The organism is Haloferax sp. Q22, from assembly GCF_001482285.1.
Classification (GTDB): Archaea; Halobacteriota; Halobacteria; order Halobacteriales; family Haloferacaceae; genus Haloferax.
The window spans coordinates 1-26,814 of sequence record NZ_LOEP01000003.1; the positions used below are offsets into that span (position 1 = coordinate 1).

Below are 26,814 nucleotides of genomic sequence, written 5' to 3' on the forward strand. Positions count from 1 at the left end.
CGAAGGATCATCTTGCAGGGTCGCTGAGCTCATTCCACCTCAGCATTCACCCTGCTCTTTGGTGTGCTAATCGTTCTATGACACCCTCCCTCGAATCGCGTTACGAGGGCTGGCGCTCGTGGGTTCCGACCGCCGCCTACGGCGGGGCGGTGCTACTGTTGGGGCCGCGGTACGAAGCCGAGTTCGTCGCCATCGTCCTCGGGCAGAGCGCCGCGTTTCTGGGATGGTTCTGCTGGCGGACGTTCCAGCGGCGGGTTCGCCGGTAGGGTGACTCGCCGCAGTCTCTCAAACGGCTGTTTGTGCGTACAGAAGATATATTGTTAGACCGCTGAACCTTCCGACATGAACCGCCGCGAGATGTTGGCACTGTCGGGGGCGCTCGCCGCCTCGACGATAGCCGGCTGTACGGGCGACGAGCAGTCGGCCGCGGAGACCGAGACCGAGACGACGACCACCGCGACTGCGACCACGGACGCGCCGACAGAGACCCCGAACGACGAACCGCCGACCGGCGAACCGAGCGTGGACGACGAGCAACTGGCCGCGCTCGCGGCCGGCAACGCCGAGTTCGCCCTCGACCTGCACCGACAGGTCGCGTCCGAACAGGGCGGCAACCAGTTCCTCTCGCCGTACAGCATCTCCGTCGCGTTGGCGATGACCTACGCGGGCGCTCGCGGGACGACTCGCGAACAGATGGAAGCGACGCTCAACTACACGCTCGGGGAGGACGTTCACCCGGCGTTCGCGGACCTACGGGCGGCGCTCGAAGAGCGGGAGACGACTCGGGACTGGGATGGCGGCGAAGCCGACGCCTTCCGACTGGCCGTGGCGAACGCGCTGTGGGGCCGCGAGGGGTTCGCGTTCTCGGACGCATTCCTCGACCGTCTCGAATCGAACTACGGGGCGGGGCTTCGACGGGCCGACTTCGCCGGCGACCCGGACAGAGAGCGAGCACGAATCAACGAGTGGGTCGCCGACCAGACGGAGGGTCGAATCGAGGACCTGCTTCCGGCTGGCTCCGTCACACCCGACACGGTGCTCGTCCTCACCAACGCCATCTATTTCATGGCGCAGTGGGCGCACACGTTCGACTCCGAGGACACCGAAGACGGGACGTTCACCGCACTAGACGGTTCCAAGTCGACCGTGCCGCTCATGCGGCAGGAACTCAAGGCGAACTACGCCGACCTCCCGAACGCGAAGGCCGTCGAATTCCCGTACCTGGGCCAGGAGGTGTCGATGGTGCTACTGCTTCCCGACGAAGGCGAATTCGAGTCGTTCGAGCAGAGTCTGACCGCGAGTCGGCTGTTCGGCGTCTTCGAGGAGATGCGAGAGCGAATCGGCGACGTCGTGCTCCCGCGGTTCGAGTTCGAGACCGAGGTCCAACTCTCGGAGGCGCTGTCGAATCTCGGGATGCCCGCCGCGTTCGACTCGAATGCAGACTTCGGCGGAATGGCCGAGGGCGATGGGGCAAACCTCGCCATCGACGAGGTGTTCCACAAGTCGTTCGTCTCCGTGGACGAGGAGGGGACGGAGGCCGCGGCGGCCACGGGCGTTCCAGTCGCGACCTCGCTGCCGCCGAGTTGGGGCGAACTCCGGTTCGACCGGCCGTTCCTGTTTTGCATCCGCGACCGGCCGACGGACGCGATTCTGTTCTACGGTCGCGTCGTCGACGCCGGGGTTGCGCAGGGCGGCGAATAGCCGCGAAAACAGCTCGGGGCGACCGACTCAGTCGGCCGTCTCGTCGGTCCGCTTGGCCAACTCGGCGGACACCTCGTCGGCCCCCGACGAGGGGAGTTGCTCGCGGAGGCGACCGGCGACGGTGCGGGCGTCCTCTAACTCGACTTCGGCGACGGCCCGGACGAGCGTGACGGCGCGTTCGGTGCGGGTGCGCTGCCACGACTGCTCTCTGGACTCGTAGGTGCGGATGCCTCGCAGGAAGTCGACTTTCGAGAACTCCGGCCAGTAGGGCGCACAGAAGTAGACGGCGGCCTCGTTGCCGTTGGCGTGCCACGGCAGGAAGTTCGAGGTGCGCTCGTCGCCGCCGGGGCGGATGATGAGGTCCACGTCGCGGACGGGCTTTCTGGACAGGCGGCGGTCGACCGCCGACACGTCCACCTCGTCGGGCGAGAGGTCGCCGCGCTCGACCGCCCGACAGACGTCGCGTGCGGCCCCGAGGAGTTCCGCCCGGCCGCCGTACGCGAGGGCGATGTTGAGCGTGAAGCTGTCGTAGTCGGCGGTCCGCGACTCCGCGTACTCGACGGCGTCGCGGACGCGGTCGGGGAGCATGTGGACCTCGCCGATGGCGCGGACGGCGACCTCGCGCTCGTGGACGCGGTCGGCGTCGGCGAACTCGTAGAGCTTGTCCTCAATGAGGTCGAAGAGGGGCTGGCGCTCGTGTTCCGGCCGATCGAAGTTCTCGGTCGAGAACGTGTACAGCGTCAGTTCCTCGATGCCGAGTTCCTCACACCACGTCAGCACGTCCTCGGTCGTCTGCGCGCCCGCCTTGTGGCCGTCGGGGGCGTCGTCGCCGTTCTTCCGGGCGTACCGGCGGTTGCCGTCCTGGATGATGGCGACGTGGGTCGGCCCGTCGCCTATCTCCCGGTCGAGCACCCGCTCGTAGGCGCGCCGAAAGCCGCGTTGGACCCACCCGAACATGTACCGTCGGTTGCATTCCGGGGCTATGTGTCTTGTGGGTTACACCGTCACACGGTGTCCCGAGGCCGGAGGCTGCCACAAAATGACGGGCCATCACGCCGGGCGACGAATCGCCATCCGTTTGTACCTCCCCGAGAAGACTCGGGTATGAGCGAGACCATCGACGAGGACCTCTACCAGCGGACCCTCGCGCTGCTCGAACCCGGCGATATCGAACTCGTCGGGGCCATCGTCCACACCGACCTCACCAGCCGCGAGGACCTGGAGATGCAGGAGTTGACCGTCGAAATCAACGAAGTCATCGCCGAGCACGCGGGGAAGGGCGACGCGTGGATTTACGCCGGCAACGATGACACCGACTTCTCGTCCAACCAGTTCCAAGGGCTCTCGGTCGAGGACGACGAGTTCGTCTGGGAGTGCCAACAGCTCGTCCGCGACGGCACGTTCGACCTCGTGTTCTACTACGAAGCCATCGCCGACCACGACGCCATCGTCGAGGGCCTCGAAGCGCTCGACGACGTCGACCGCGTCACGCCGGTTCCCTGAGCGCGGCGGCGACTCGACGACGAGACACCTCTTTTACTTCGTGAGCGAGGGCACTCGCTCCGCCCGTGTCGGCCGTTCACCGGCGGCTCGCCGGGCGTTCACCTCGGTTCATCGCAGTGAGAACAAGCGAGGCGTTTATCCGCCTCGCATCCCGAGTGACGCGCATGATACAGGCGGACGCGGACCTCTCTCGTCTCGACCGCGCCATCGTCAACGCCTTCCAGGGCGGCTTCCCCGTCGTCGAACGTCCCTTCGAGCCCGCGGCGGCCGCACTGCGCGAGCGGGGCGTGGACGTGTCGGCGGCCGACCTCTGCGAGCGGGTGCGGACGCTCGACGAGGAAGGCGTTCTCTCCCGGTTCGGCGCGCTCGTCAACGCCGAGGAAATCGGCGGCACGGCGACGCTCGTCGCCATGCACGCGCCACCGGAGCGGTTCGACGAGGTGGCCGAGCAGGTGAACGCCCACCGCGAGGTCGCGCACAACTACGAGCGCGAGCATCCCCACCTGAACATGTGGTTCGTCGTCTCGGTCGCCGAGGCGTCGCGGGTTGACGAGGTGCTCGGCGACATCGAGGACGAGACGGGCCAAGCGACGTACAACATGCCCAAGCGCCGCGAGTTCCACGTCGGCGCGAAGTTCCTCCTCGACGGACCCATCTCGGACGGCGACCTCGACCTCTCGCAGCTCGGCCCCGACGTGGAGCCGACAGACGCGCGCACCCTGACGCCCGACGAGCGCGACCTCGTCATGGAGATTCAGGGCGGCCTACCGATTACGGAGACGCCCTACGCCGACGTGGCCGAGGCCATCGGACAGAAGCCGGCGTGGGTCGTCGAGACCATCAAGCGGTTCAATCTTGAGGGGAAGGTTCGCCGCGTCGGCGTCATCCCGAACCACTACGCGCTCGGCTACTCGGAAAACGGGATGACCGTCTGGAACGTCCCCGACGACCTCGTGACGGAGGTCGGCCCCGAAATCGCCTCGCTGGACTTCGTCACCCACTGTTACCGCCGGCCGCGACACGAGGGCGTCTGGCCGTACAACTTCTTCGCGATGACCCACGGCCGCTCCGAGGAGGAGAGCGAGGCCCGCATCGAACAGGTGCGCGAGGTCATGGGCGACTACTGGGACGTGGGTGACGACGACTGGGACACCCTGTTCTCGACGCGCATCCTGAAGAAGACGGGAATCAGACTGGACGAACGAGCCGAGGCGAACACGGAGTGAGATGATTCCGCTTGTCCACGACCTCTCCGACGAGACGGTCGTCGTCTTCGGAGGCGGCCCCGTCGGCGCGCGGAAGGCCCGCCGGTTCGCCCGCGAGGCGCGGACCGTCGTCGTCAGCCCCGAGTTCGCCGACCGTGATTTCGGTGACTCAGAACTCGTTCGGGCGGCCCCCGCACCCGACGAGGTTCCTGACTGGGTCGAGCGGTTCACTCCGGCGCTCGTCGTCGCGGCGACCGACGACGAGGCGGTGAACGACGCCGTCGTCGCGGCGGCCCGAGAGGCCGGCGCGCTGGTCAACCGGGCCGACCGGAGCGGCGAGCGCGACGCGGGGAGCGTGGTCGTCCCGGCCACCATCGAGGACGGCGACGTGTCGGTCGCGATTACGACCGGCGGCGCGAGCCCCGCCCTCTCGAAGCACCTCCGAGAGCGCGTCGAAGCCGAGTTGGAGGGAGCAGGCGAGATGGCCGCGCTGACCGCGGAGCTTCGCGCGGAGCTCAAGGCGTCCGACCGGTCACCAACAGAGCGCCGTGATGCGATTCGCGCGGTCGTGCGAAACCCGTCAGTTTGGAAGGCTTTACGTACCGGCGATGCAAACCCCCGCCAAGAGGCAGCGCGCGTGATACGAGACACACAGCGAGGTGATTCATGAGAGATTCGGGCGTCATCTCCGGTGTAAGCGTCGCCCACGACCGGGCCAGCGTTCGCGAGATAGAAGCCGCTTCGAGCGACGACGTTCAGACCGTCGTCGAGCGACTCCTCGCCTGCGACGGCGTCTCCGAGGCGTTCTCGCTCCAGACGTGTAACCGCGCCGAGGCGTACGTCGTCACCGACGACGCGACCGACGGCCGCCGCGCGCTCGACGACTTCGCTCCCGACGTTCGAGACGGAAGCGTCCGCCACATGGACCACGAAGAGACCCTCCGCCACCTCATGCGGGTGGCGTCGGGGCTCGAATCGCTCGTCCTCGGCGAGGACCAGATTCTCGGACAGGTCAAAGCCGGCATCGAGGCCGCCCGCGAGCAGGACGCCATCGGCCCGATGCTGGAAGACGCGCTCATGAAGGCCGTCCACGTCGGCGAACGCGCCCGCGAGGAGACGGCCATCAACGAGGGTGCCGTCTCGCTCGGGAGCGCCGCCGTCAGGCTCGCACGGGCCGAACTTGCCGCCCCCATCGGCGAGGTCGACGCCCTCGTCGTCGGGGCCGGCGAGATGGGCACGCTCGCGACGAAGGCGCTCGCGTCGGTCGACGTGGGCGACCTCGTCGTCGCGAACCGGACGGTCGCCAACGCCCGCCACCTCGCCCGCGAGGTTCCGGGCGTCTCGACCGCAACCGGACTGGGCGACCTCCGCGGTCGCCTCCGCGACGCCGACCTCGTCATCACGGCCACGAGCAGCCCCGAGTACGTCGTCACGCCGGAGGAGTTGGTTGACGCCTCCGAGACGATGCTCATCGACATCGCCCAACCGCGCGACGTGGACCCCGCCGCCGACGACCTCGACGGCGTCCGCGTCCGCGATATCGACGACCTCGAAACGGTGACCGACCGGACCGCGGAGCGCCGAGAACACGCCGCCCGCGAGGTCGAGACGATGATAGACGAGGAGTTCGACCGCCTGCTCGCCGCCTACAAGCGCAAGCGCGCCGACGAGGCCATCAGTTCGATGTACGAGGCCGCAGAGCACGTCAAGCGCCGCGAGGTGTCGACGGCGCTGTCGAAGCTCGAAGCGCAGGGCGACCTCACCGACGAACAGCGCGAGACGGTCGAATCGCTCGCGGACGCGCTCATCGGCCAGATCCTCGCCGCGCCGACCAAGAGCCTCCGCGACGCCGCCGGCGACGACGACTGGACGACCATCCAGACCGCCATGCGGCTGTTCGACCCCGGATTCGACGACCTCGGCGCGTCGGACTCGGCCGACCCGTCCGAGCCGTCCGGGCCGTCCATCGAGTTCTCCGGCGAGCCGCCGGAGGACCTCGACCGCGAGGCGCTCGAAGGCGAGGTGCCCCGGCGCGTCCTCGAACAGCTCTCGGACGACTGACGGGCCGCCGACGCGGCCGACTGGCCGAACCTTCTTATCCGAACACGGGGCCACTCCGCGACGATGTCACCGCCCAGACCGTCAGCGACGGGCTTCGTGCGTCGTTCCCGTACCGACGCCGGCCACCGAGAAGCCGCCTGCCACGCGCTCCCGGCGGTCGGCCGCCGCCTCGTGAACCGCCTCCGAGCGCGAGCGCGTCGCCGCCTCGTCGATTCGACACCGAAACGACGGGTTCGCGACCTCGCCGGCGTCGTTCGGGCGACCGTCGTCGGCACGGTCGCGGGAGTCGCGGGCGACGGGCCGGCGGTCGAGGTCTGGCGGGAAGACGAGCGCACGGACGACGACCGGCGAGGTGAGGGCGGGCGCATCGTCGTCGGCCGCGCGACCCGCCCGTTCGTCCTCCGGGACGCCACCGGCGAGGTTCGGGTCCGCGTCCCGCCGGCCGGACACGTGGTGTTCGGCGGCGACGGAGACGACGAAGACGACGGAGAGACCGGCGTCGTCGCCCGCGGCGACGAGGTCGCGGTCACGGGACGAGTCGCTCGCGACCGCGATGGGCGGCGACTCCTGACCGGGCCGCGGTTCGTCGTCCGCGCGGACACGACTTGACAATCCGGCAGAATCCTTATCGGGATGCCACCCGACGGGTTCGGCATGGCAGACCTGCTCTCGGACGACGAAATCGACGCACAACTCGGGTCGGATTGGGAACGCGACGGCGACGAAATCGTCCGCGTCTACGAGTTCGACGACTACCTCGACGGGGTGGCGTTCGCCGCCAGCGTGGGCGAGGTCGCAGAAGAGGAGTTCCACCACCCCGAGATAACGATTCGGTACCAGGAGGTCGAGGTCCGCCTCACGAGCCACGAGGAGGGCGGCATCACCGACAAGGACCTCCGGCTCGCCGACCTGTTCGACGACGAACTGTGAGCGACGAGGGGACCGCGACGCTCACCTACGTCTTCCGGGTCCGCTTCCGCCTCGATTCGGCCGGGGGCGTCGAGACCGACCCGCGGGAGTTCGAGACCACTGTCCGCGTCACGCCCCCACCGCCCGGCGAGGAGGGCTGGCTGCTGTTCCGTGACGCGCTCTGGCGGGGCGAGGTGAACGACGAACGCCACGCCCGCGACCTCGCGGCGTCGTGGCTCGACGTGCCCGTCGTCTCGTGTTCGTTCTCCGAACTCCGGGCCGACGAGGCGTCGCTGGACGCGTTCCGCGAGGCCGTCGCCGCGGACCTCGGCGCGTTCAACGCCGAGTCGGTCCGCGAGGTGCTCCACAAGTACTTCGGGAGCGCGATTCGCGTCGAATCGGGCGGTTCCTGACGCGGGGGAAGACATTTATCCACGCCTGACGTACTGTATTGTCCGAATGGTCGCCGATGACTACGATTTCTGGCTGTTCGACCTCGATGGGACCCTCGTCGATGCCGAGTGGTCGTACACGCGTGACGTGTTCGACCGGGTCGGCGACCGACTGGGTCGTCAGTTCACGGACCGCGAAGCCGAGACCATCTGGCACGGTCTCGGCGGCGCGCGCGACCCGATGCTCCGCGAGTGGGGCATCGACCCCGCCGAGTTCTGGCCCGCGTTCCACCGCGAGGAAGACCCCGCAAAGCGAGCCGAAGTGACGTACCTCCACGACGACGCCGAGCGCCTCATCGAAGAGATTCACGCCGCCGGCCGGCCGGTCGGCATCGTCACGCACTGCCAGCAGTTCCTGACCGACCCCGTGTTGGACCACCTCGACGTGCGCGACTGGTTCGACGCCGTCGTCTGCTGTACCGAGGAAACTGGGTGGAAACCCGACGCCGCGCCGGTGCGACGCGCTATCGGCGAACTGGGACTCGACGACCGGGTCCTGACCGACGGCGGCACCGCGGGCGTCCTCGCCGGTGACGGCGAAAGCGACATCGGGGCCGCGTGGAACGCCGGCTTGGACGGCATCCACGTCGAGCGCCACGGACCCGAACACCGCGGACGGTGCGTGCTCGGCGAGTACCGCGTCGAGAGCTTCGACGACCTCGTTCGGTCCCGCTGAACGGGGCGATTCCGCTCGAAGCGGTGCTGCGACGGGAGCGGCGGTCCACAGAGAAGAACAGAGAAATCGACGCTCGGGGGGGAGAGCGCTCAGGACAGCGTCTGCTCGGGCGTCGGCCGAGCGAAGATATCGCCGGTGCTCGTGACGGCGACCTGAATGTCCTCGTAGGGGAACCGGACTTCGATGCCGGGACGCTCTTCGGCCTCGACGACGGGTCGAAGCAGTTCTTCGAGCGCGTCGGTGTCGATGTACTCGTACAGTGGGGTTTCGATGGCCGAAAGCCCGCCGTAGGACTCGACGGCCTCGACGACGACGATACCGAGTTCCTCGTCGCCGAGCCACTGCCCGACGAGCTCCCAGTTGTCGTCGAGGCTGAACGTGGCTTCGGCGGCTGCGTCGGCGTGTTCTTCGAGCGCCTGCGTGACCGCGGACGCGCCAACCGCGAGCGCGGAGTCGACGCTGTCGTCGTCGACGAGGCTCCGGACACGCTGGAGGACCGTCGCGAGGTCGCCGGGGCCCGCTTTCTGGACGTACTCGGTGACGCCGGCGGTCGAGGCGACGTCGGCGACCTCGGGCCACGATTTCGCCGTGAACAGGAGGATTGGGATATCGGCGTGTTCTTGCCGAACGGCTTTGACGAGCGGCACCCCGTTGGGGAGCACGAGCGAGTCGCTCACGACGCAGTCGACCGACTCAGCCGAGATGACACCGAGCGCCTCGGTCGCCGACTCGGCAGTCAGAAGAGAGACGGCGTCGAGTTGGCGGAACGCGGCTTCCGAGAGGGCGAGCATCTCGGGGTCGTCGTCGACGTGAAGGACCTTCAGAGGGCGGTTCATATACCAATTGTACACGCTACGCGGATAAAAACGTTCTACTTATTTTATACTTCAGCGGGAGATGAATATCTAAACGGACTACGGCCGGTTTCTAAAGGGTTACGGCGGCGTTCAGGCCCTCTCGAACCCTGTGAGGCCGGCAATCGCGTCGTCGCTCGTCGCGAGCGCGTCGCGAAGCGAGGCGACGCCGAGTTTATCGATTCGGGCCGGGTTCGCGAGGACGGCGACCCGCTGTTTGCCGAGCGAGACGAAACCGAGCCCGAGCGAGTCGGCGGTGGCCCGAAGGCCGAGACCGGCGTCAGCGCGGCCGGCGGCGACCGCTCGCGCCGGACTCTCGAACGCTTTCGTCCCGCGGTCGAATCCCTCGATGGCCTCGACGAGTTCGTGTCTGGTCGTCCCGCGCTCATTCGCGAGGGCGGCGACGGCGTTCCCGAGGTCGGTCCGCAGCCCGGAGTTCGAATCGCGGTTGACGAAGCTGAGGTCGTCGTCGTCGACGAGGTCCGCGAGCCCGGACACCTCGTCCGGGTTGCCGTCGGGGACGACGAGGCCCCATTCGCGCGTCCACGAGCCGAGTTCGACCGCGTCGATTTCCTCGACTGCGCCGCCCTGGTCGCCCGCGACGACGGCCACGTCAGCGATTTCGTCCCTGAGTCGTCGCAGGCCCTCGCGGGAGCCGAACGGGAGATACCGCGGCGACGACACGCGGTCGAGCAGGCGCGAGAGCGCGGGGTCGTCCTCGCCGACGCCGAGCAGTTCCGGCGCGCGAACGTCGGGCGAGAACAGGTGGACCGTCACCGACTCGCCCTCGGCGAGGTACTCCACGTCGGCCGGAACCTCGACGACGCCGTCGGCCTCGACGAGGCTCGTCGTCGCTCCCGAGCCCTTGTCGACGGGGTAAACGAGCGTCTTTCCGTCGCCGTCGGCGACCAGTCCGACCGGCATGAGCCGCGTCCGGCCCTCGGCGTACCGCTCGCGGGTGGCCATCGTCCCCTCGACCGTCGCGGTCCGAGGCTCCGGGAGGCCGGCGGCGTCGCGGATTGCCGGCGCGACGAACGTCCGGAAGATGGTGAGCGCGGAGACCGGGTAGCCGGGGAGGCCGACGTAGGCGCTCCCCTCGCCGAGCGTGCCGACGAGCATGGGTTTCCCGGGCTTGACGGAGACGCCGTGCAGCAGGAGTTCGCCGCGCTCTTCGACGACGCGGTAGATGACGTCGACCGCGCTCGCGGACGTGGAGCCCGACGAGAGCACGAGATCGCACTCGTCGGCCGCCCGTCGGAGCAGGCGCTCCAGCTCCTCGTAGTCGTCGCCTGCGTGGGGGTAGAGCTTCGGGACGCCGCCGGCCTCTTCGACCCCCGCGGCGATGGTGTAGGAGTTCACGTCGTAGATTTCGCCCGCCTCCGGGCGGAGCTCTTCGCCCGGCCGGACGAGCTCGTCGCCGGTCGAGACGATGCCCACGGTCGGCGTCCCGCGGACCGGCACCTCGTCGACGCCGAGCGCCGACAGCAGACCGATTTCGCGCGGCGTCAGTCGTGTTCCGGGGCCGAGGGCGCGAGCGCCGGCGGCGATGTCGGTCCCGGCGGGCATCACGCTGTCGCCGGGGGCGACCGACGAGTAGACGACGAGCGAGCCGTCTCGCTCCTCGGTTCGCTCCACGATGACGACGGCGTCCGCGCCCGGCGGCATCACCGCGCCGGTGGAGATTTCGACGGCGGTTCCGGGATCGACCGCCACGTCCGGTTCGTTGCCGGCGTGGACCGCCCCGGCGAGGTCGAGTTCGACCGGCTCGGCCTCGTTCGCACCGAAGGTGTCGCGGGCGCGGACCGCGTAGCCGTCCATGCTCGCGCGGTCGAAGCCGGGCACGTCGAGTTCGGCGTCGATTCGCTCGGCGAGGACGCGGCCGCGGGCGTCTTCGAGCGCCACCGTCTCGGCGTCGGGCGTCAGGTCGAGCGACGCGATGGCCTCGCGCGCTTCCTCCGGAGAGGCGAGGTCGCGGAACTGCTTTCTCATGCAGACCACTCCCAGCCCTCGACGGCGACCGTGTCGCCCTCGTCGTAGCCCTCTATCTCCTCCGGGACGACGACCCACCCGTCCGCGAGCGCGACGCTGGAGAGGATGCCCGACCCGCTCGTCCGGGTCGGCTCGGCGGTCGCCTCGTCGCCCGACGTGTCGAGTTTGACGCGGGCGAACGTCCGCGTACCCGGCGAACTCGGGATTTTCCTGGTGAGCGTCGCCTCCTGCGTCGGCAGGGGACGCTCGGGGAGCGAGCCGACGTGCTTCAACACCGGCCGGAGGAACTGGAAGGCGTTGACGACGCAGGCGACCGGGTAGCCGGGGAGCATCACGACCGGCGTGTCCTCGACGACGCCGACCGCGACCGGGTGGCCGGGTTTGAGTGCGACGCCGTGGACCAGCACCTCACCGATGTCGTCGATGACCTCGGGGATGAGGTCGCGCTCGCCGACAGAGGACCCGCCGGTGGTGACGACCACGTCGTGGTCGAGGTCCGATTCGACGGCCTCGCGGAGCAGGTCGGCGTCGTCGACGACGATGTCGCGGTAGCTCGCCTCGCCGCCCCAGCGTTCGACCAGTCGGGAGACGGTCAGGCCGTTGGTCTCGATGACCTCGCCGGGGCCGGGGTCGGATTCGACGAGTTCCTCGCCGGTCGGGATGACCGAGACGTGGGGGCGTTCGAACACCGTCACCGCCTCGACGCCGACGGAGCGAAGCAGGCCGATGTCCGACGGGCGAAGCTCGTGGCCGGCCTCGAACAGCGGCGTTCCCTCGCGCACGTCCTCGCCGCGCTCGCCGACGTTCTCGCCCTCCGCGAGCGCGTCGAACACTTCGAGTTCGTCGCCGAGTCGTTCGGTGTGTTCGACCATCACGACGGCGTCGGCCCCGTCGGGCACGTCGCTGCCGGTGTGGACGCGGGCGGCCGTCCCCGGCTCGACCGGCCCGTCGACGATTCGGAGAACGTTCGGCGAGCGGCCGCTCGCGCCGAAGGTGTCCGACGCGCGGACGGCGTAGCCGTCCATGGCTGCGCGGTCGTAGCCGGGCACGTCCGCGGGCGCGACCGCGTCTTCCGCGAGCGCCCGGCCGTCGGCATCGGCGAGCGGTCGGCGCACGGTTCGGTCGTGCGGCGTCGCCGCCGCGAGGAGCGCCTCGCGGGCGTCCGACAACCGTGTTCGTTGCTTGAACCCGGCCGTGCGTCGGTCGTCGTGGTTCATACCGACCCTTCGGTTCGGGGGGCAAAAAGCGTCGGCCTCGGACGCGTCGGCGGGCGATTCCCGAGCCACATCGTTTGCGTCTTCGCGCCCGCGCGCTCGCGCGAGACCGCCGGGTTTTTCGACCCCGACTCCCTATGAGCGTTCATGTCAGCACTGCGCGACGCGCTGTCCGACCTCCCGGACGCGGTGTTCGCCGACCTGTTGGAGTCCGAGACGTCCTACCTCTTGGTCCTCGACCTCCCGGGCGTGACCGCTGAGACGGCGGAACTCCGGGTCGAGAAGGGCAGATTGGTCGTCGAAGCGCGACGCGACAAGCGGCTTCCCGCCGAGTTCGACTACGTCCGCGAGGAACGACCGCTGTTCCTCGACGCCGAAGTCCCCCTTCCACCTGACGCTGTGGCCGACGAGGCCGAGGCGTCGATGGAGCGCGGGACGCTGGAAATCCGGCTCCCCAAGCGCGAAGCCGCCTCCGAGCGGACCATCCCCATTACCACCGGCGACGAAGACGCCTGACGAGGCGGGTGGTCACGCTGGTCAACCTCCGCGCCTATTGGCGGTTCCTCGTCGTCCTGTACCAGTTCTTCCCGCTCATCGTCGCGTACACCCGTGACAAGCGGAAATACCTCCTGTTCGGCGGCGGCCGACGCGTCACGACCGAGATGCGCGTCAAGCGCGCCGACGTCCTCTTGGAGTCGCTACTGACGCTCGGGCCGACGTTCATCAAGCTCGGACAACTGCTGTCGACGCGCCCCGACATCCTCCCGCCGGAGTACATCGAGGTGCTCGGAAGCCTCCAAGACGACGTACCGGCCGCGCCGTGGGACGAGTCGAAAGCCGTCCTCGAAGCGGAACTCGGTCCCGTCGAGGAAGCGTTCGACGCGTTCGACACCGAGCCGATAAGCGGCGCGAGCCTCGGGCAGGTGTACGTCGCCGAGTACGAAGGCGAGAAGGTCGCCGTCAAGGTCCGCCGGCCCGGCATCGAGGACCTCGTCGAGGCCGACCTCCGGGTCATCCGGTGGTCGATGCCGCTCCTCATGCGCTTTATCGGCGAGGGGCGGGCGTTCTCGCTGGAGAACCTCGCGGACGAGTTCGCCAAGACCATCCGCGAGGAGATGGACTACGACGAGGAGGCCGAGACGCTCGTCGAGATTCAGGAGAACTTCGCGGACGACGACACGCTCGTCATCCCCGAACCGATTCCCGAGCGCTCCGACGACCGTGTGCTCACGATGGAGTACCTCCCCGGGACCAAGATAAACAACATCGACGCGTTGGACGACCTCGGCGTCGACCGGACCGAACTGGCGACGAATCTCCAGCGAATCTACCTCCAGATGATCGTCGAGGACGGCGTCTTCCACGCCGACCCCCACCCGGGGAATCTCTCCGTGACCGACGACGGCCGCATCATCTTCTACGACTTCGGGATGCACGGCGAGGTCGACCCGTTCATCCAGGACAAAATCGTGGAGTTCTACATCGCCGTCGCCAACCAGGACGTCGACGGCATCCTCGACACGCTCATCGAGATGGGGACGCTCAGCCCGAACGTCGACCGGCAGGTGATGGGCGACGTGATGGAACTCGCCATCGCCGACGCCCGCGGCGACGACATCGAGCAGTACCGCGTCAACCAGATCCTCGAACAGGTGGAATCGACCATCTACGAGTTCCCGCTTCGACTCCCACGGAATCTCGCGCTCGTGCTCCGGGTCGCCGGCGTCGTCGAGGGGGTCTGCGTCACGCTCGACCCCGAGTTCGACTTCATCTCGGTGGCGACCGACTACCTGACGGAGGAGGGGTACCGGGAAGAGAGCGTCCAGAAAATCATCGAGGGCGTCGGCCAGCAGGGTCAAAAGACCGCCCAGTCGCTGTTCCGCGTGCCGCCCAAACTCGAACGCGTCCTCGACCGGGCCGACCGTGACAACCTGACACTCAACGTTCGGCTGGAGGACAACCGCGGCATCCTCGACAAACTGGCCAAGCGGCTCATCTACGGCATCTTCCTGTCGTTCGGCTTCGTCTCGACGGTCATCATCTACGCGCTGAACCCGGAGAATCTCGTCGCGGTCGGCGCGGCGGGCGCGCCGACGGGCGTCGTCGCCCTGCTCCTCTGGCGGTCGTTCCGCTCGCGGAAGGGGCTCCGGGCGACGCCGCAGTTCACCCGGCAGAACCTCAAAGAGCGCCGCAGAGAGTAATCAAAGCTGAGAATCGAACGCGTAATTTTATCGGTTCCCGCCGATACACTCTCGCTCATGACGGAGTGGCGACCGGTGTTCGTGGGGGTGTGTCTCGCCGCATGCACCGAATCGCTCGTCTACGCGATGACGGGCCAGTTCACCCTCGTCGGGGGGGTCACGGGGAGCGCGCTCGCCGGCTACGTCGTCGGCACCGACCCCGCCGACGGCGGCTGGCACGGCCTCATGGCCGGCGTCGTCTGGGGCTGTCTGCTCATGCCGGTCTCCGTGCTTCTCACCTTCCTCGAACGGACGCCGATTCTCTTTCCGTTCCAGTACCTTATTCCGATGTTCGAGACGGCGGGTGAGCTGACGACCGCCATCATGCTGGCGCTCTCGCTCCCGAACGTCGCGTCCGGGGCGCTCGGGAGCCTCGCCAGACGGGACGCGGCGGGGACGTGGTTCGACCCCGAGATGGCCGAGGCCGACGCGGTCGAAGACGCGTGACTGTTCGGGCCACCCGCTCGCGACGTTCACGGCAAGGATTCGCGTGCGAAGACGGTTCCAAACCGTTTATACCCTCCATCCGATAACGGAGAGACATGGCGAAAGAGCAGAAGCAGGTGCGCGAGCTCCAAGAAGGGAGCTACGTCATGATGGAAGAAAAGCCGTGCAAAATCTACGCCTACAGTACCGCAAAGCCCGGTAAGCACGGCAGCGCGAAGGCGCGCGTCGAAGCGCGCGGTGTCTTCGACAGCAAGAAGCGCTCGCTCTCCCAGCCTGTCGACGCGAAGGTGTGGGTCCCCATCATCGAGCGGAAGCAGGGTCAGGTCGTCTCCGTCACCGGCGAGGACGCCCAGATCATGGACCTCGAGACCTACCAGACGTTCACGATGCGCATCCCCGAGGAAGAAGACCTCAACCCCGAAGACGAGATCGAGTACCTCGAATACGAAGGCCAGCGAAAAATCGTCTAAACGGGGGCCACAGAGATGTTTCCCGGAGCAATCGCAGACCGCGAGGTCGCCGACTACGTGCTTCTCGGCGCTCCGCTCGACATCTCGACGTCCTTCCAACCCGGAACCCGTTTCGGACCGAATCGAATCCGTCGGTTCGCCGAGTCGTTCGACGACTACGACCGGCGCACCGACCAGTTTTTCACTGACTTACGCGTCCACGACGCGGGCGACGTCCGCGCGTGGGACGACGCACCTGAGTACGTCGAATGGCTCGCCGGGAGCGCCCGCGACGCCGTCTGGGACGACGCCGTCCCAATCGTCCTCGGCGGCGAACACACCGTCACCGCCGCCGGCGTCACCGGCGTCGAACCCGACGTGTTCGTCTGTCTCGACGCCCACCTCGACCTCCGTCGCGAGTACGACGGCAACGAGTGGAGCCACGCCACCGTCACCCGCCGCGTCCTCGACGAACTCGACGTCGACGAGGCCGTGATTCTCGGCGCGCGAACCGGCTCACCCGGCGAGTGGAAGCGCGCCGAGGCCGACGACGTGACCGTGGTCGAACCCGAGGCAGTCGCCGACTGGGAGCCCGAGTTCGACGACGACCAGTCGGTCTACCTGAGCGTCGACATCGACGCCGCGGACCCGGCGTTCGCGCCCGGCACGGGAACCAAAGAGCCGTTCGGGCTCACCTCCCGGGAGATACGAGACGCGGTCCGAGCGGTCGCGCCCCACGCCGACGGCTTCGACGTGGTCGAGGTCAACGACCGCGACGACGGACAGGCCGCGTCGCTGGCGGCGAAGCTCCTCCGGGAGTTCGTCTTCTCACACGCCGCCGGGCGGGCAGACGAGTAACCGTCCCGAAGCGAACCCCGTTCCTTACAAGTCCCCGAGTCACGACTCCCCGGTATGCAGCTCTCCGACATCGTCGCCCGACTCGACGAGACGCTCGCGACCGACGAGTTCGCCGACGTGGACGCCAGCGCAAACGGCCTGCAGGTCGGCCCCGCCGAGAAATCGGTCGAGAACGTCGCCTTCGCGGTCGACGCCGCGGAAGCGACTATCGACGCCGCGCTCGCCGCCGACGCCGACCTCCTCGTCGTCCACCACGGCCTCGTCTGGGGTGGCCTCGACCGAGTGACGGGTCGCGACTTCGACCGCATCGAGCCGCTGCTTCGCGGCGACCTCGCGCTCTACGTCTCGCACCTTCCGCTGGACGGCCATCAGGAAGTCGGCAACGCCGCCGGCGTCGCGGACCACCTCGGACTAACTGACACCGAGCCGTTCGGGTCGCTCGGGCCGATTCACATCGGGCAGGCGGGGACCTTCGAGTCGCCGAAGACGGCCGACGAGGTCCGGGCGGCGCTCGACGAACTGGACGGCAGCGCGGGCACGACCGTCCTCGACTTCGGCCCCGACGAGCTTTCGTCGGTCGCAGTCGTCACCGGCTCCGGCGTCGACTGGCTGGACGAGGCCATCGACCGCGGCGTCGACGCGCTCGTCACCGGCGAGGGGAAACAGAAGGTGTACCACGAGGCGCGCGAGGCCGGAATCTCGGTGTTCCTCGCTGGCCACTACGCGACCGAGACGTTCGGAGTGCGGAGCCTGCGCGACCTCGCCGACGAGTGGGGGCTGGAGACCGAGTACGTCAGTCACCCGACTGGGCTATAATCCGCGGCAGCGGGTCGGCGGCGGTCACTTCGTCGCCTCCAGAATCGCCACGCCGGGGAGCGGGCCGACACCGCGTTGCTCGACGCCTGAGAACCCGGCGGCGCGGAGCCACGAGCGAACCTCGTCGGTCGAGTACACCGTCGCGCCGAGCGTCGTCAGGTAGGTCAAGGCGACGAACCGCAGGCCCGCCCGGCTGACCGGGGTGCGCCCGCTTCCCTCCCACTGGTCGAGCACGACGAGCCGTCCCCCGGGGGCGAGCGCGTCGGCGACGCGCTCGAAGAGCGCGCGGTTCTCCGCGGGGTCGTGAGCGTGTATCACGTTGAACAGCAGCGCGACATCGTACTCGTCGCCGAGGTCGTCAGTTCGGTAGTCGCCCGCCCGCGTGTCGATGGAGTCCACCACGTCGGGCGGGACGTCGTTTCGAAGCGTCTCGACCGCGCCGGGAACGTCGAAGACGGTCGCCGAGAGGTTCGGGTGTCGCCGACAGAGCTCGAACGCGTACAGCCCGTGGCCGCCACCGATGTCGACGAGCCGGGTCGCTCCCGGTGGAACGGTCATCGCCTCGACGACGTCGTCGACGAGCAGCGACGCCGTGGCCCGAAAGCCGTCCTGTGCGGTTTCCCATCGGGCGGGCTCCTCGTCGAACCACTCGTAAATCGTCTGGCTCGGTTCACCTTCCCTGACCGCGGTTTCGAGCTCCCTCTCCCAGAAGGGAAAGACGAGTTCGTCCCAGAACGTGAACCACGGCCCCATGTTCGTCTCGGACCGCGCGAGGAGCCACGACTCGGTCATCGCCGTGAGCCCGTATCCGTCGTCCGCGGTCGAGAGATAGCCCTCGGTCACGAGGAAATCACACAGCATCGCGAGCCCGTCCGGGTGGGCGTTGACGCGGGCGGCCAGCGCGCTCGCCGAGAGCGGCTCATCGGCGTCGGCGAGCGCCTCGAAAACGCCGATATCCAGCGCGAGGGCGAGTGACTCGAACCCCGCCGCCCCGAACAGGTCCAGAAGCGGTGCCGGCCCCCTGTTGAGTCGGTGGAGCACGAGCCGTTCGAGGAAATTCGGGCGTACTGGCATGCTAATAGATGGCACGACAGACAGGATAACCTTGCGGGGGATGTCCGCCAACACCGAGAGAGGGACCGAGTGCGCAGCGACCGGCAACGCCCGGCACGGTCCCGTCGGACCGGGGCGTTCAAACGCTCGGCCGACGCACTCCTTGGCATGAGCGACCACGACGATGACGGCTACGAGATGCCGGACCGCGAGGAGTTCCAACACGACCCGCTGGGCCACGCCGAGGTCCGCGGCGGCATGACCGTCGGCGAGTTAGTCGAGCAGTACGGCCACGCGGGCATCGGCGCGGCCGACGTGCACGAGGCCGCCGACATCTACGCCGAGATGCTGGCCGACGACGACTGCACGGTGTTCATGTCGCTTGCCGGCGCGATGGTCCCGACGGGGATGCGCAAGGTCGTCTCCGACCTTATCCGCGACGGCTACGTGGACGCCCTCGTGACGACCGGTGCGAACCTCACCCACGACGCCATCGAAGCCATCGGCGGCAAACACCACCACGGACGGGCCCATCCGGACCCGTCCAGTTCCCTCTCGCACGGTTCGCGGGAACACGGGGCCGAGCACCACGGCGAGAAGACCGAACGCGAGCACGACGAGACGCTCCGCGACGAGGAGGTCGACCGCATCTACAACGTCTATCTCCCGCAGGAGCATTTCGCGCTGTTCGAGTCGCACCTACGCGACGAGGTGTTCCCGGCGCTGGAGGAAGAGGGAACCGTCAGCATCGCCGACCTCTGCCGCGAACTCGGCCGCGCTAACAGCGAGGTCAACGACCGCGAGGGAATCGAGGAAGACGCCGGCGTCGCCGCCGCGGCCTACGAGGCCGACGTGCCCATCTACTGTCCGGCAGTTCAGGACTCCGTCCTCGGCCTACAGGCGTGGATGTACTCGCAGACCTCGTCGTTCTCGCTGGACGCGCTGGCCGACATGACGCCGCTGACCGACCTCGCGTACGACGCCGACACGGCCGGCTGTCTCCTCGTCGGCGGCGGCGTCCCGAAGAACTTCACGCTCCAGACGATGCTCGTCACGCCCGGCGCGTACGACTACGGCGTCCAGATTACGATGGACCCCGCCGCGACCGGCGGCCTCTCGGGCGCGACGCTCGACGAGGCGCGCTCGTGGGGCAAACTGGAGAAGGACGCCCGCAACACGACGGTCCTCGGCGACGCGACCATCATGCTCCCGCTGCTCGTCGCCGCGGCGCGCGAGCGAATCGAGTAACGCCGCGAGGCCCGCAGACGGCCGCGTCGGTCCGCGCTACCGGCCGTTGCGTCGCATCGAATCGCGTCAGGTGGGATACTTTTTTGCCCGGTGAGCACCCTTCCACGCCAACGAATGGCACGAGAGGGTGCACAGGGCGTTCGCGTCTGCCTCGACATCTGGCACCCGGACTGCTGGACGCTACAGGTGACGAAAGAGACGAGCGGCGGCCTGCTCGGCCACGGCGTCCACGAGATAGACGGCCTCGCCAACGGGCGTTTCACCGCCTACGCCGACACGGCCGAGGAGGTCGACGAACTACTCGCGGCCATCCGCGCGTCCCCGCTGACCGAGTCGGTGTGGGAGACCGACGAACACGACGGCGACGTCGGGGTCCCGGGGAGCGCGGCCCGCGGCATCGTCGTTCGCTACGACCTCGAGAACTCCATCAACGACGCCCTCGTCTCCCGGGGGTTCATCCCCGACGAGCCGGTTCGGATGCAGGGCGGCCGCGAGCGCTGGACCGTGCTCGTCCACGAGACGCGACAGACCGTCCACGAGCGGTTAGAAGAGATTCGCGAGGAGCGGAACGCGGACATCGACGTGGAACTCATCACCGCCCCCGAGGACGGCGGCGGCATGTTCCGGACCGACGCGCTCTCCGAGCGCCAGCGCGAGGTGTACGAACTGGCCCGCCGCCGCGACTACTACACGTGGCCCCGCGAAGTGAGCGCCGCGTCGCTGGCGGCCGAATTGGACATCTCGAAGGCGACGCTCCTCGAACACCTCCGGAAAGCCGAATCGAAACTGCTCGGCGACTACTGACTCCGTTCTTCGGGTTCTCGGGGTCGAAATCCGGCGGGTTCGCCGTCCACCCACTCATGAGAGGGAGGGGTACTTTACGCGACAACTAACCCATGTGATAGCATGTCATCGATAGACGTGAACGACGGGCGGAGCCTCTCGCGGGACATCGGACTGTTCGGCGCGGTGAGCACCGTGGTCGCGGGCACTCTCGGCGCGGGGCTGTTCGTCACCCTCGGCACGGCGAGTTCGACGACGGGACCGAGCGTCATCCTCGTCGTCGTCCTCTCGGGGCTGCTCGCGATGAGCATCGCGCTCAACTACGGCTGGATGGCGACTATCTTCCCCGGCGCGGCGGGGTCGTACGCCTACGTCTCACGGACGTTCGACAGCCGCCTCCCCGGGTTCGTGGTGACGTGGTCGAAGTGGCTCGGCTACATGGCCGCCGACGCGGTCCTCGCCATCGGGTTCGGGAGCTACTTACAGGTGTTCTATCCCTCGGTCGACCCGACGCTGGCCGGATTCGGCCTGCTGACGGTTCTCTTTCTGGTCAACCTCGTCGGCGCGAAGAGTTACAGCGTCTCCCAGAACGCCATCTTCGGCTTCCTCATCCTGTCGATACTCGTGCTCGTCGGCCCCGGGTTGCTGAACATCGACGCCGCGAACTACCAGCCGTTCTTCACCGGCGGCTTCGACGGCTTCGTCGCCGCCGCGGTCCCGCTGTTCTACGCCTACATCGGCATCGCCGTCGCCGGGCAGATGGGCGCGGAGGTGAAGAACCCCTCGCGGAACCTCCCGTTGGCGATGGCCGGCGGGACGGCCATCCTCATCTTCCTGTACGTGCTGACCGCCGGCGTCATCTACGGCGTCGTCGGGGATTACACGGTCCTCGCGAACTCGGCGCGACCGCTCTCGACGGCCGCCGAAGTGTTCCTCGGCGACATCGGCACCGCCATCGTCGGCATCGGCGGCCTGCTCGCCACCGCGTCGTCGGTCCACGCGGTCATGGCCGCGGGCATCAAGATGCCCTACTCGTGGGCGTGGGACGAGGTGTTCCCGAAGAAGTTCTCGGCGGTCTCCGACCGCTTCGGGACCCCCCACTGGTCGCTGTTGACGCTCTACGTCGTCGCCTCTGGGCTCACCTTCTGGAGCACCGGCCTCAGTCAGGCCATCGCCATCGCGACGTTCAGCTACCTCATCGCCTACGCCGCGGTGTCGATAACGGTGCTGTACGTGCTCTACAGCCGCACCGACCTCCGCGCGGAGGCGGGCTTTTCGCGCCCGTCGCTCCTCACGGTGACGGGACTCATCGGCTCGCTCGGCGCGGTCGGCCTCCTGACCGAGGCGTACAAGGGCTCGCTGTCGATTTACGTCCCGTGGGTCGCCGTCGGGCTCGTCGTCTTCGGCGTCTACTGGTACCGCGGCCAACAGAAGGACCACGACGTGGAGGCCATCCTCGGGACGCTCCCCGGCGTGCCCTCCGACGAGTACAACCCCTCGGTTCGCGGGGTAAGCGATGACTGACGCGACGCCGCGCGGTGACCGCTCGGACGCCACCAACTGCGACCGCGACGCCGCCCCCCGCGTCGACCCCGACGAGACCATCGACCTCTTGCAGGAACTCGTGCGGATTCCGAGCCCCTACTTCGAGGAGGCTGAGATAAGCGAGTTCGTCTACGACTGGTTGGACGCCCGCGGGCACGACCCCGAGTACCACCACGTGAGCGAACCGGACATTACGGCGTACGAGGGCGACAACGTCGTCGCCCGGCTGGCGGGCTCTGACCCGGACGCGCCGACGCTCCTGTTGAACGCCCACATGGACACCGTGAGACTGGTCGAAGACTGGGACGAAGACCCGTGTTCGGGCCGCATCGAGGACGGGAAACTGTACGGACAGGGCGCGTGCGACATGAAAGGCGGCCTCGCGGCCGTCATGACCGCCTTCGACGCCCTCGCCGACTGCGACCTCGCCGGCGACGTGCTCCTCACGGCCGTCGTGGACGAGGAGGGGCCCTACGGACTCGGCACCGACCGACTCATCCGAGACGGCCTCGTCGACGACTGCGACGCCGCCATCGTCACCGAACCCGGCCCGATTCTCGCACAGGAGGACATCGAGAACCCGGCGCTCCTGCTCGGTGCGCGCGGCCGCTACTTCTACGACATCGAAGTGCGCGGGCAGGCCGCACACGGGTCGAAACCGGACACCGGCGTCAACGCGGTCGTCGAGGCCGGCAAACTCGCGGCCGCGCTCGACGACCTCGACGTGGGCGACCACCCGAAACTCGGTTCGGGGTCGACCTGCCCGTTGAAAATCGAGGGCGGGAGCCAGACGCTTTCTGTCCCCGAGCGCGCTCGCCTCATGGTCGACCGCCACGTCGTCGTCGGCGAGACGCTCGAAGACGCCCGCACCGACGCCGAGCGCGCCGTCGCGGAACTCGGGTTGGAGAGCGAAGTTGATGTCGGCTTCCGGGAAGCCCCCGACGAGGGCATCCGGTACGGCCCCTACGTGACCGACGAAGACCACCCGCTCGTTTCGGCCCTCACAGACTCCACCCGCGCCGTCGCCGACACCGACCCCGCCTACGGCTACTTCTCCAGCGTCGGCGACTTCAACTACCTCGGCGACCGCGCCGACCTCCCGACGGTCATCGTCGGTCCCGACGGCGAGAACATCCACGCCGCCGGCGAGTTCGTCTTCACGGACGACGTGGTCGAGGTGGCCGACATCGTCGCCGACGCCGCCGTCCGGTACCTCGGCTGACGCGGCGTTCGTTCCCGCTCCCGAGGCCGCGCGTTCTCAGCGCCGAGAACCGGGCGCAAACACCTAACAGCCCCGGCCGGTACCTCGGACGCAATGACAGCGCCCCCGCTCACGTCGGTCGTTTCGGCCCGCACCGACGTGGAACTCGCCGCCGTCTTCGAGCGCGTCTGGGAGGCGCGTGGCTACGAGACGCGCGTCCGGTTCCGCGGCCCGGACGTGCACGTTGAAGCCGCCGGGGAGACGCCCGAGGGCGCGACGCGCGAACTTCGAATCTGGATTACGACCACCGGAACCGTCACCGCGGACAAGACGAGCGCGTTCGTCCGAGGGTGCGAGCGCGCCGGTATCGAACCCTACGTGGCGGCGGTCGGCGGCGGCCGCGTCGCCCCGGACGCCCACCGCCGAGGGCTCGTCGTTCTCGACGCGCCGGCTATCGCCGTCGAAATCCGCGAGACCGGCGTCGAGTCGTTCGTCCGCGACCTCGCTGCCCGAGAGGAACAGGCGGCGACGAACTGGCTGGGCGAGCGGATCGAAGGCCGCGGAGGCGATGACGACGACACAGAAGGCGAGCGCGACGAGTCTGAAGGCGACGATGCCGGCCGACTCACCCGCCGCGAGGCGCTAAAAAAGGCCGGAACCTACGTCGCCGGTGGCCTCGTCACGTATCTCGCCGTCGAGCAAATCTCCGACGCCGTCCAGCGGTCGCCGAAGCTCCGCGCCGCGGTCGCCCGCCACGCGGCGTGGCTCGACGCTCGCCTCCCGAACGTGCGCCTTCCGACCGTCGAATGGTCGATTCCGACGCCACAACCCCTCCCGGAGGAGTCGACGCTCCCGAACCGAACGACCACAGTCGCGACGCCGGCGAACGCGACGACGATTCCCTACGCCGACCTCCGGACGAACCCGGAGTCGTATGCGGGGACGACCGTCACGTACGCTGGTCGCATCGAGGAGACGATGGAGCGCGGCGAGGTCCGACTGGCGCTCGTCGCCGTCGAGGACGACCGGGGGCGACTCAGCGGCGACGTAGTCGCTCGATGGCCGACCGGGCGCTTTTTCGACGGCGACATCGGCTTTCGACTGCTCGTCGACGAGCGCGTCCGGCTCTGGGGCGTCGCCGCCGGTGAGAGCTCGATTTCGGGTGGCGTGCAGTACCCACGTATCGACGTGTCCGTGTTGGAGCAGACCTGAGCGTGTCGGTTGCGGGACGAACGAGACCGATGGAGATTACTCGGTTGCGGGGCGAGAGCGAGGTGGCCGATGACGACGGCACCGTTCCGAACCGAACTAGGCACTCGGTGATGCGGAGCCCTATGAGTGCCGAGGCCTCTTCTCCTACATAGGAGATTAGCACCCGTCTACTAGAATTTAACGCAAAGAGCGTGGAGAACTGGACATTTGAAAGCCGATTTTGTCGTAAATGTGTGGCGAGAAATGCCGAGGTGCGAGCGAAATATTCTCTGGTTTGAGCAGGGCAGGAACTGTTCTCTAAAGGACGACTTGTATATCTAATCCTGTCAGGGGGAGTTTTGGAAGGCCTTGTTACAGGCCTTTCCGTTGTGGTCGGTGTTTAGAGGCCTCGCCCTTTGTCCACTCTCTCGCTTCTCGCTCTCTTCTCTTTTCGGTAGTACCGTATATTATAGTCGTTAGGGGTTTGAGACCTGTTTCAAGGCCTTTGTTCTGGGCTGTGTTTTTGTGTGTGGCCTGTTTCTGGGCTGTTTTTCGGGCCTGGTGATTCTGTTCTGGCCTGTTTGATGGGCTGGTTTTCGGGGCTGTTGGGTGGCTGTTCCTTCTCCTCTTTATAATAGTGACAGTATACTGTCACCTTTAAAAGAGTTGAGGCCTGTGTATATGATAGGTGAAAACAATTTCAGACGACGCAAGCAACGTAGAACTTCCAAAAAACGAGAAAATCCTACTAATCCAAGGCATCAGCGGAGTATTCCACACACCAGAAATCGTAGAAGGCAAGACCTCAAGCACAGGGAAAACAATCAAAGTAGAGCACAAGCACAAGGACAAGACCTACCAGCTTGATACAGAGCAGATTCTAACCGGAGGCCTCGAAGTCAGGAGAGCCACGACCTTCCAGCTCTACACACCGGAGAAGTACCATAGGAAGCAGAAATCCAACAAGAACCCCGGGCCACGCTCAGGAGTCAACAAAGTCAAAGAAAAATCCGAACTCCCAGAGCCGACACACGAACCAGTAGAAGGGTGAACCGGCGATTATCGAAGAAGGAGACCGTATCAAGCTGATTCACACCGAGGACGAGTATACAGAACTTGAGAAGGGAGACAAGGGGACAGTTACAGGAACATCAGAAATCCCGCCAGCGGTAGCAGGCCAGCCAGAAAAACAGATACATGTTGACTGGGACAACGGAAGCACCCTCTCCCTTATCCAGAGAAAAGACGAGTACGAAATCATCAACGACGGTGAGGAGCAGTGAGTGAAGAAGTACGCAGTCAAATCTACGAAGAGATCGAAGACATAGCACCGGAGAAGGCCGAGAGATACAAGCGGATAGCAGAGGAGTACAGAGAAGGCCAGCTAATGCTTCCAGAGGAGGCTGTCAGCGTACCCACGAATATCAAGGAAACCGCAGAGTGTTACGGCCTTGATTTTGAGGAAGAGAACACGAGAGAAATAGCCGAGCGTACGGTCCTCATCTACTTCTTAAACGAGGGAGTCTTGACAGAGAAGATGTCCGGCGAAGAAGTAGGGGGAGAGCCTCGAAGCTTTGTAGAGCATCTACAGCTAAACGCCTCTGAAGAGCTTCAGAGAATAATCTGTAAGCTGTACGAGGAGGTCCATCCTCACGAGTGGAAAGACATAGAGAAGGACGTAAAGGAGGCCCTCGAGATTCCCAGAGACTCAGACTTTCCTGAAAACTCCGAAGCATCAGCTACAGAGGAAGGCCTTGAAGGGTGATTACGATAGAGAGAATAATCACACCAGACGGCTTCAACCCAGACGCAAACCTGACGAGCGAAGGCCATATCATCCACATCTGCCGGACAGAGTACGCCGAGAAGCAATACGGACTGAGAAACAAGGGAACTGTCGGCGAACCGGATTACGAACTCAAAGAGAAAGACACCGTAGACGGCGAGACGGAGACCGGCGCTGTCGCATGTACCTGTAGAGAATCTCTCGATTCAGAGGACGAAGCCCTTCAACACCTCAAAGAGGTAGAGAACCAGCACAAAGGCAGTCTCAACCAGAAGGTAGCCCGTCGACAGCTTGACGGCGTCAAACTTCACGGCTTCGAGTACGCAGGCCTTGAGGCCCACGGTGGTTCCATTTCCTTCTCCCATGAAGAGTTAGGTCTGAAACTGTACGCAACACCGAACTGGGAGAACAACGACGGCAAGATCCATATAGAGCTACACGGGATGCACAGTACTATTCTGGAAGGCCCGCTTCAAGGCAGGGTTGTCGAGTTGGTAGATGCTTCAAAGCATTTGACTGTCGGAGAGTACCTTCAGCACCTACGAGACTTCATCGAGGAAAATCTTCTCAGCAAAAACAGGAGGGAGGAACTCCGGGGAGGTAAGGAGCAGGAGGGATAGCCTATCCCCTTTC

29 protein-coding genes and 1 pseudogene are annotated in these 26,814 nt (G+C 66.8%); 24 read left to right on the plus strand and 6 right to left on the minus strand.

Annotated elements, in window-relative coordinates; all coding sequences use genetic code 11:
• Positions 1-89: 89 nt before the first annotated feature.
• Positions 90-266, plus strand: a pseudogene (locus AM590_RS00165) (Rz1 protein precursor-related protein); the annotation flags it as partial.
• Between the two features lie 76 nt (positions 267-342).
• Entirely contained in the window at positions 343-1,701 is a 1,359-nt protein-coding gene (locus AM590_RS00170) for a serpin family protein (protein ID WP_058825676.1), read from the plus strand.
• A gap of 27 nt (positions 1,702-1,728) precedes the next feature.
• Here the strand turns inward: AM590_RS00170 and uppS are convergent, their stop codons facing one another.
• On the minus strand, positions 1,729-2,658 hold the full coding sequence (gene uppS / locus AM590_RS00175; protein WP_058825677.1) for a polyprenyl diphosphate synthase: 930 nt from the start codon (positions 2,656-2,658) through the stop codon (positions 1,729-1,731).
• A 147-nt stretch (positions 2,659-2,805) separates the two neighbouring features.
• Here uppS and AM590_RS00180 point away from each other — a divergent pair, with 147 nt between their 5' ends.
• The 4 genes from AM590_RS00180 (at position 2,806) to hemA (ending at position 6,470) form a co-directional block, all read left to right on the plus strand.
• Positions 2,806-3,204, plus strand: coding sequence for a DUF5778 family protein (locus AM590_RS00180; protein WP_058825678.1), 399 nt, complete (start codon positions 2,806-2,808; stop codon positions 3,202-3,204).
• A 164-nt stretch (positions 3,205-3,368) separates the two neighbouring features.
• Entirely contained in the window at positions 3,369-4,430 is a 1,062-nt protein-coding gene (locus tag AM590_RS00185; RefSeq protein WP_058825679.1) for an Lrp/AsnC family transcriptional regulator, read from the plus strand.
• A gap of 1 nt (position 4,431) precedes the next feature.
• The gene (locus AM590_RS00190) at positions 4,432-5,079 is read left to right on the plus strand and encodes a bifunctional precorrin-2 dehydrogenase/sirohydrochlorin ferrochelatase (protein WP_058825680.1); all 648 of its coding nucleotides are present in this window, start codon (positions 4,432-4,434) and stop codon (positions 5,077-5,079) included.
• Positions 5,076-6,470, plus strand: coding sequence for a glutamyl-tRNA reductase (gene hemA / locus AM590_RS00195; protein ID WP_058825681.1), 1,395 nt, complete (start codon positions 5,076-5,078; stop codon positions 6,468-6,470). The genes AM590_RS00190 and hemA overlap by 4 nt, the downstream gene beginning before the upstream one ends.
• An 81-nt stretch (positions 6,471-6,551) precedes the next feature.
• Here hemA and AM590_RS20200 read toward each other — a convergent pair whose 3' ends face one another.
• The gene (locus AM590_RS20200) at positions 6,552-7,082 is read right to left on the minus strand and encodes a hypothetical protein (protein WP_058825682.1); all 531 of its coding nucleotides are present in this window, start codon (positions 7,080-7,082) and stop codon (positions 6,552-6,554) included.
• Positions 7,083-7,124: 42 nt separating this feature from the next.
• On the opposite strand from AM590_RS20200, the gene AM590_RS00205 reads away from it, so the two are divergent.
• From AM590_RS00205 to AM590_RS00215, 3 genes are read left to right on the plus strand one after another with little or no spacing between them, the layout of a single operon-like run.
• The gene (locus AM590_RS00205) at positions 7,125-7,400 is read left to right on the plus strand and encodes a 4a-hydroxytetrahydrobiopterin dehydratase (RefSeq protein ID WP_058825764.1); all 276 of its coding nucleotides are present in this window, start codon (positions 7,125-7,127) and stop codon (positions 7,398-7,400) included.
• A complete protein-coding gene (gene lwrS / locus AM590_RS00210; RefSeq protein WP_058825683.1) occupies positions 7,397-7,792 on the plus strand; it encodes an LWR-salt protein in 396 nt (131 codons plus the stop codon). Before AM590_RS00205 ends, lwrS begins: the two co-directional genes overlap by 4 nt.
• Before the next feature lie 46 nt (positions 7,793-7,838).
• Complete coding sequence (locus AM590_RS00215; RefSeq protein ID WP_058825684.1) at positions 7,839-8,507, plus strand: HAD family hydrolase; 669 nt, start codon at positions 7,839-7,841, stop codon at positions 8,505-8,507.
• 89 nt (positions 8,508-8,596) lie between these two features.
• On the opposite strand, the gene AM590_RS00220 is transcribed toward AM590_RS00215, so the two are convergent.
• From AM590_RS00220 to glp, 3 genes are all read right to left on the minus strand, one after another.
• Positions 8,597-9,343: a response regulator gene (locus AM590_RS00220; protein WP_008095760.1), complete on the minus strand. Its 747-nt coding sequence runs from the start codon at positions 9,341-9,343 to the stop codon at positions 8,597-8,599.
• 111 nt (positions 9,344-9,454) lie between these two features.
• Positions 9,455-11,350, minus strand: a complete 1,896-nt coding sequence (locus tag AM590_RS00225; protein ID WP_058825685.1) for a molybdopterin biosynthesis protein — start codon at positions 11,348-11,350, stop codon at positions 9,455-9,457.
• Positions 11,347-12,567, minus strand: a complete 1,221-nt coding sequence (glp, locus tag AM590_RS00230; RefSeq protein ID WP_058825686.1) for a gephyrin-like molybdotransferase Glp — start codon at positions 12,565-12,567, stop codon at positions 11,347-11,349. The genes AM590_RS00225 and glp overlap by 4 nt, the downstream gene beginning before the upstream one ends.
• Before the next feature lie 144 nt (positions 12,568-12,711).
• Here glp and AM590_RS00235 point away from each other — a divergent pair, with 144 nt between their 5' ends.
• The 6 genes from AM590_RS00235 (at position 12,712) to AM590_RS00260 (ending at position 17,374) form a co-directional block, all read left to right on the plus strand.
• Entirely contained in the window at positions 12,712-13,080 is a 369-nt protein-coding gene (locus AM590_RS00235; protein WP_004975518.1) for an Hsp20/alpha crystallin family protein, read from the plus strand.
• An 8-nt stretch (positions 13,081-13,088) separates the two neighbouring features.
• A complete protein-coding gene (locus AM590_RS00240; RefSeq protein WP_058825687.1) occupies positions 13,089-14,765 on the plus strand; it encodes an AarF/ABC1/UbiB kinase family protein in 1,677 nt (558 codons plus the stop codon).
• 57 nt (positions 14,766-14,822) lie between these two features.
• Entirely contained in the window at positions 14,823-15,251 is a 429-nt protein-coding gene (locus tag AM590_RS00245) for a DUF5518 domain-containing protein (RefSeq protein WP_058825688.1), read from the plus strand.
• 95 nt (positions 15,252-15,346) lie between these two features.
• Positions 15,347-15,721: a translation initiation factor IF-5A gene (locus tag AM590_RS00250; RefSeq protein WP_058825689.1), complete on the plus strand. Its 375-nt coding sequence runs from the start codon at positions 15,347-15,349 to the stop codon at positions 15,719-15,721.
• 15 nt (positions 15,722-15,736) lie between these two features.
• On the plus strand, positions 15,737-16,558 hold the full coding sequence (gene speB / locus AM590_RS00255; RefSeq protein WP_058825690.1) for an agmatinase: 822 nt from the start codon (positions 15,737-15,739) through the stop codon (positions 16,556-16,558).
• Positions 16,559-16,612: 54 nt separating this feature from the next.
• The gene (locus AM590_RS00260; protein WP_058825691.1) at positions 16,613-17,374 is read left to right on the plus strand and encodes a Nif3-like dinuclear metal center hexameric protein; all 762 of its coding nucleotides are present in this window, start codon (positions 16,613-16,615) and stop codon (positions 17,372-17,374) included.
• A gap of 24 nt (positions 17,375-17,398) precedes the next feature.
• Here the strand turns inward: AM590_RS00260 and AM590_RS00265 are convergent, their stop codons facing one another.
• Positions 17,399-18,448 (minus strand): methyltransferase, encoded by a 1,050-nt coding sequence (locus AM590_RS00265; RefSeq protein ID WP_058825692.1) that lies wholly within the window; start codon positions 18,446-18,448, stop codon positions 17,399-17,401.
• Positions 18,449-18,595: 147 nt separating this feature from the next.
• On the opposite strand from AM590_RS00265, the gene AM590_RS00270 reads away from it, so the two are divergent.
• From AM590_RS00270 to AM590_RS00300, 9 genes are all read left to right on the plus strand, one after another.
• The gene (locus AM590_RS00270; protein WP_058825693.1) at positions 18,596-19,675 is read left to right on the plus strand and encodes a deoxyhypusine synthase; all 1,080 of its coding nucleotides are present in this window, start codon (positions 18,596-18,598) and stop codon (positions 19,673-19,675) included.
• Between the two features lie 114 nt (positions 19,676-19,789).
• Positions 19,790-20,479: a helix-turn-helix domain-containing protein gene (locus tag AM590_RS00275; RefSeq protein ID WP_058825694.1), complete on the plus strand. Its 690-nt coding sequence runs from the start codon at positions 19,790-19,792 to the stop codon at positions 20,477-20,479.
• A gap of 102 nt (positions 20,480-20,581) precedes the next feature.
• Positions 20,582-21,982, plus strand: coding sequence for an APC family permease (locus tag AM590_RS00280; protein ID WP_058825695.1), 1,401 nt, complete (start codon positions 20,582-20,584; stop codon positions 21,980-21,982).
• Entirely contained in the window at positions 21,975-23,225 is a 1,251-nt protein-coding gene (locus tag AM590_RS00285; RefSeq protein WP_058825696.1) for a M20 family metallopeptidase, read from the plus strand. Before AM590_RS00280 ends, AM590_RS00285 begins: the two co-directional genes overlap by 8 nt.
• Before the next feature lie 93 nt (positions 23,226-23,318).
• Positions 23,319-24,416 (plus strand): hypothetical protein, encoded by a 1,098-nt coding sequence (locus AM590_RS00290; protein ID WP_058825697.1) that lies wholly within the window; start codon positions 23,319-23,321, stop codon positions 24,414-24,416.
• A gap of 667 nt (positions 24,417-25,083) precedes the next feature.
• Positions 25,084-25,446 (plus strand): hypothetical protein, encoded by a 363-nt coding sequence (locus tag AM590_RS20205; RefSeq protein ID WP_157575371.1) that lies wholly within the window; start codon positions 25,084-25,086, stop codon positions 25,444-25,446.
• 28 nt (positions 25,447-25,474) lie between these two features.
• Complete coding sequence (locus AM590_RS21410) at positions 25,475-25,678, plus strand: DUF4314 domain-containing protein (RefSeq protein ID WP_394329089.1); 204 nt, start codon at positions 25,475-25,477, stop codon at positions 25,676-25,678.
• Positions 25,675-26,160 (plus strand): hypothetical protein, encoded by a 486-nt coding sequence (locus AM590_RS00295; RefSeq protein WP_058825698.1) that lies wholly within the window; start codon positions 25,675-25,677, stop codon positions 26,158-26,160. The genes AM590_RS21410 and AM590_RS00295 overlap by 4 nt, the downstream gene beginning before the upstream one ends.
• On the plus strand, positions 26,157-26,801 hold the full coding sequence (locus AM590_RS00300) for a hypothetical protein (RefSeq protein ID WP_058825699.1): 645 nt from the start codon (positions 26,157-26,159) through the stop codon (positions 26,799-26,801). The genes AM590_RS00295 and AM590_RS00300 overlap by 4 nt, the downstream gene beginning before the upstream one ends.
• Positions 26,802-26,814: the final 13 nt, after the last annotated feature.